The sequence below is a fragment of the Mesorhizobium sp. M1142 genome (assembly GCF_040318565.1).
GTDB lineage: Bacteria > Pseudomonadota > Alphaproteobacteria > Rhizobiales > Rhizobiaceae > Mesorhizobium.
Window position 1 is genome coordinate 1 of record NZ_JAMYMK010000056.1, and the last position, 5170, is coordinate 5170.

Consider the following 5170-nt stretch of genomic DNA (forward strand, 5'->3'; position numbering starts at 1 on the left):
CCCGTCGCTTCACCCGCCCAGCAGGGCACAACCCACGCCGGAAACGAACTCAAAACTGGATAGAAACTGGGGGCAACGTCACCCCCAACGAAAAATCGCCGCTTGATGTCGTCTTTTATGATGCTGCTACAGTTCATGTCTGGGGTTTCGGCTTAGAAGCGGAATGACTGCCAACCAGGTCATCGAGCCGGAAACTGACCGGCCGGTCGGCCCAAAAATGACATTCAGTTGCCTCCAGCCTTTCGACACGAGCCACTTCACGATCTCGCGATTGCCAGCTAGCGGCTTGTTGCTCGAGCTGCGCGATCCTAGTCTGTGGTCGCTATGCCTCAGCAATAAGAATCCGGTTCCTAGCCGGGCGGAGGCGCAACGAGATAGCCAGCTCAGGACAAGGAGAGCAAACCATGGTCGCTTTTACCCTCAATGGCGAGGCGCGAACACTCGACGTCGATCCAGAGATGCCGCTGCTCTGGGCGATCCGTGACGGCATCGGACTCACAGGAACGAAATTCGGTTGCGGCCTTGCCCAGTGCGGCGCTTGCACGGTTCACGTTAACGGCATGCCGACGCGCTCGTGCCAGACCGCAGTCGGCGACATCGAAGGAGCCTCGATCACCACCATTGAGGGCGTGTCGGGCAAGATCGGCGAAACGGTCCAGGCCGTGTGGGCCGAGTTCGACGTACCTCAATGCGGCTATTGCCAGTCTGGCCAGATCATGTCGGCCGTGGCCCTCCTGACAGAGACGCCGAAGCCGACGGACGATGATATTGATTCGGCGATGAGCGGCAATCTCTGCCGCTGCGCCACCTATCATCGCATCCGCGCGGCCATCCACGAGACCGCCAACCGGCTGGAGACTTGAGGCATGTTGCAGTTTCTCCCGAAGCATAATGCCGTGGGGCCTACGCGCCGCCAGTTCCTCCTCGGCACGGCCGTCACCACCGCGGGCCTCGCCGTGGGCTACCGGCTAATGATGGCCGCGCCCACCAACGCACAAACGACGCCTGCAACGGTCCAGGCGAACCCCTTCCAGACCTATGTCGAGATCACACCGGAGAACCGAATCGTCGTCCACTCGTCGCAGTTCGAGATGGGACAAGGCTCCTATTTCGGCATCGCCACCCTGGTTATGGAAGAGCTCGACGGCGCCTGGGCGCAGGTCCACGTGGTCGGCGGATATGGCAATACCGCGCTCTACGGCAATCTCGCCTGGGGAGGGGCCGCGCAGGGAACCGGTGGCTCCACGTCGATGAGCTCGTCGTGGGAGCGCTACCGCGAGGCGGGTGCTGCCGCACGGGCCATGCTGGTGGCGGCCGCGGCGCAGCGGTGGGACGTGCCAGCCGGCGAGATCACAGTCGCTTCCGGGGTCGTGTCGCACGCCTCAGGGATGCAGGCGCGCTTCGGTGACCTGGCTGAAGCCGCAGCGGGAATGCCGGTTCCCGACGACGTGCCGCTAAAGCCGCGCGACAAGTGGGCCCAGATCGGATCGGACAGCCTCAAGCGCTACGATTCCGCCGGCAAGACCAATGGCGCGCAGACCTACACGATCGACCTCAAGATGGATGGACTCAATACGGCCGTTATGATCCATCCGCCGAAATTCGGCGCTGAGATCGAGAGCTTCGACGCCTCCAAGGCCAAGGCACTCGACGGCATTGTCGATGTCGTCCAGACGCCGCGCGGCATTGCCGTGGTCGGCAGGGACATGTGGACGGCGCTCAAGGGCCGCGATCTCGTGGAGGTGACCTGGAACGAAGACAAGGCCGAAAGGCGCGGCACGGCCGAGATCATGGCCGAATACACTAAGGCAGCAGACGATCCGGGCGCGGCCACCGCGCGCGACGACGGTAACACTCCCGCAGCGTTGGCCAGTGCTGAGAAAGTCATCCAAGGGCACTACGAATTCCCCTATCTTGTCCATGCTTCGATCGAGCCACTCAACGCGGCCGCCCGAATCAACGAAGACGGCACCATCGACGTCTGGGGCGGACACCAGATGCCCGATCTTTATCAAGCGGCTGCCGCTCAAGTAGGCGGCACCACGCCGGACAAGGTGAGGCTGCACGTGATGAAGACCGGCGGCAGCTTCGGCCGCCGAGCGGTCTCGGACGCAGATCTCATTATCGAAGCTGTTTCCACAGCGCGTGCACTGGGACCCGGCAAGCCAGTGAAGGTGCAGTGGACCCGCGAGAACGACATGCGGGGTGGGCGGTACCGGCCGGTCTATGTGCACGCAGTCAAGGCGGGGCTCGACAAGGAAGGCAATGTCGTCGCTCTCCATGACCACATCGTGGGCCAATCGATCGCGGGCGGTTCGCCCTTTGCGGCGATGATCGAGAACGGCATCGATCCGACCTCCGTGGAGGGCGCCACCAACCTGCCCTATGCGATCCCGAACCTGAAGGTCGAGCTGACCACGACGGACGTGAACATCCCAGTGCTGTGGTGGCGTTCGGTAGGCTCCACCCACACCGCTTACGCAATGGAAACCCTGATTGATGAGCTCGCCGCCGCTGCGAACCGTGATCCGGTCGATTTCCGCTTGTCGATGCTCGGTCACCATCCACGGCATGCCGGCGTGCTGAAATTGGCTGCTGAGAAGGCAGGCTGGGACAAGCCTCTGCCGGAAGGCCGTTTCCGCGGCGTGGCCCTGCATGAAAGCCTCTCGACCTGTGTCGCCGAGGTGGTGGAGATCACCTTCAACGATGCAAATGATTTCAAAGTCGACCGCGTCGTCTGCGCGGTAGATTGCGGCACCGCGATAAATCCTGACCAGATCCGCGCTCAGATGGAGGGCGGTATCGGCTTCGGGCTAGGCGCGATCCTCCAGGAGGAGCTGACCCTGACGGGCGGTGTCATAGACCAAGAGAACTACGACACCTATACGCCGCTCAGGATCGAGCAGATGCCGCGCGTCGAGGTGCACATTGTGCCGTCCGACGAGCCGCCCACGGGCGTTGGCGAGCCCGGTGTGCCGCCGATCGGCCCGGCCGTCGCCAACGCGCTACGGGCGGCGACGGGCAAGACGATCCGCAAGCTGCCGATCATAAAGAACTTGTCAGCATAGCCGGGAACGACACCATGAAAACGGCCGCGATGAAGATCGCGGTCGTAGGTCGTTTTTGAACGCCTCCTGACAGGCGATCACCTCCATTCGATCAATTTCCGGCGGCTGCCCGGTCCAATATCCGGTTTAGAGACGGTAACCCGTGTTCTGAACGACCGCAGACGGTCGTTGGTGCTGGTAGCACTGTAGAACCGCTTTCGAGACGCAAATGCCGCACGCAAATGTCTCGAAAGGGTCACGCTAGAGACTTTTGTACCACCTATTGCATGTCTGCTATCGCTTTCTGGGCGCGAGAAGCGGCCGGTCCTCTGACGGCCCCATAACAGGACATTGATGTCTTCGCGCTGAGCGTCAGCAGTTGGCTCTACCGCGACCTTTCTCAGGAAGGCTGCACACCGACGCGACTTCCTTTCACCTTGCGCAAACCTCCCTTCCGAGTGAGGCGTTCAGTGCGTCGGCTTGGTGGACTGAGGCACTTCTGAGTGGGACAACAACATTGAAAAATATTGGAAAAGATTTGAATGCTCTGAAGTCCCACTGATCTCTTACCAATTGATTTTTATGGCTTTCTGAATACCCTCCGGGCCCACCAAAATGTTTGATTTCATTTCGAAAAAGTGGCCTCGGCCCAAAACGTTTTGGGCCCATTATGGGCCCAACAAAAAAGGGCGGCCGATAAGCCGCCCTGCACCGGTCCGATTGAAACCATTCATTTGATGACGCGCAGCGGCATCCGTTGCTTCATGGCGTCGCGTTTCGCCTCCCGCTCGTTGATCGCGCGGGCGATATCGACGGCCATCCGCTTCTTGTTCGCCTCCCGTACGTACGCGTCCGTCACCGTCATCGAGGAATGTCCCATGGCTTCCATAATGGCGCGTGCCTGGATGTTGCATTCGGCGAGATACGTGCCGAAGGTACGCCGGAGCCCATGCAGGGTGTAGCCCTCCGGAATGCCGGCCTGCCTGTTCCAGTGCGCCATCATGCCGGTGAGGCTTTTTTCCGCAAACGGACGCCCATAGGCGTTCCTCAATACCGGTCCACCTTTCGAACGGTCTAGCGGCTCCAGAGCCTGCGCCAGCTTGTCCACGATGGGGATAAACACTTCCCTGCCGCCGTGGCGGTTTCGGTTCTTTTTCTGCCGAAACTCGAAGGCCTCGATCAAAACCAGCGAGCCATCGAACAGTTCGATTTCCTCGCTGACCAGATCTTCCCATTCCAGTGCGGCGATGTCGCCGCGTCTATTCCCGAGCCAGAAGCCGAGGGCGTAGCAGGTGCGCGCCGCCGAGCCGACTGCATGGCGCGACTCGAACTTTTCACGAATGGCCATCGGCCACCCAGGATTGGCCGTCGATTTGGGAATGCGAACGCGAATTGACAGCGAAGGATCGTCCTGCGGCTTGATCCACTTCTCAACGTCAATCGCCACCCAAAGGAGCTTTTTGATCGCTACCAGCAGATGCTTTGCGACTGTCCGTCTGGTGCCAAACACGCCTTCGATAATCGCACGCAGACGGTCGGCATCGAGATGCTCGACCGGCGTGTCGCGCCAGGTGAGCGGATAGGCGGGATCGACCTTCATCTCAAGGAAGCGTTCAATAAGCCGAGCATTCTTGTGCTGGGTGGCTTGGTCGAAGTCCAGCCATTCCATCGTCGATTCAAGCCGGCGGGCAGCATGACCGAAAGTCTTCGGCAACGCCCGTCCAGGCAAGTCGATGATGACGCCCTTTTGACCTTGGCCTTGAGTTGCCCGTTCATAGGCGGCCTCGAATTCTGGATCACCTGGCCGGCCTGGAAGCCGAATTTCGGGTATTCCCTTGCCGCGGTAACGATAGACGAGCTTACCGCTTTTTAGGCGCGACGAGACTCCGGGATATTTGTCATCCTTGAATGGCCGGCCCATTAAGCCCTCCTTCCAGCCTTCTGCTGTTCCAAGCGCCGGGGCACCTCGATCGTCGCCGGAGGCGAAGGGCTTTTGCTCTCCATAGCGACCCGAAGGAGCAACGGGTAGGGGAAACCTCGACCTTGCTCTATGCCCTCATATGTGCGCTTCGGGATGCCCAACAATTTCGCTGCGCTTTCTGCCGTGAATCCTTCTCTTGCCC

Annotated in this window: 3 protein-coding genes; 2 read left to right on the top strand and 1 reads right to left on the bottom strand. The window is 60.6% G+C overall.

The window, feature by feature from the left end; all coding sequences use genetic code 11:
- Nucleotides 1-404 precede the first annotated feature (404 nt).
- Both NKH42_RS30845 and NKH42_RS30850 read left to right on the top strand, forming a co-directional pair.
- A complete protein-coding gene (locus NKH42_RS30845) occupies nt 405-863 on the top strand; it encodes a (2Fe-2S)-binding protein (RefSeq protein ID WP_352467057.1) in 459 nt (152 codons plus the stop codon).
- Between the two features lie 3 nt (nt 864-866).
- Entirely contained in the window at nt 867-3068 is a 2202-nt protein-coding gene (locus NKH42_RS30850; protein ID WP_352974822.1) for a xanthine dehydrogenase family protein molybdopterin-binding subunit, read from the top strand.
- 709 nt (nt 3069-3777) lie between these two features.
- Here NKH42_RS30850 and NKH42_RS30855 read toward each other — a convergent pair.
- Nucleotides 3778-4968, bottom strand: a complete 1191-nt coding sequence (locus tag NKH42_RS30855; protein ID WP_352509241.1) for a tyrosine-type recombinase/integrase — start codon at nt 4966-4968, stop codon at nt 3778-3780.
- Nucleotides 4969-5170 lie beyond the last annotated feature (202 nt).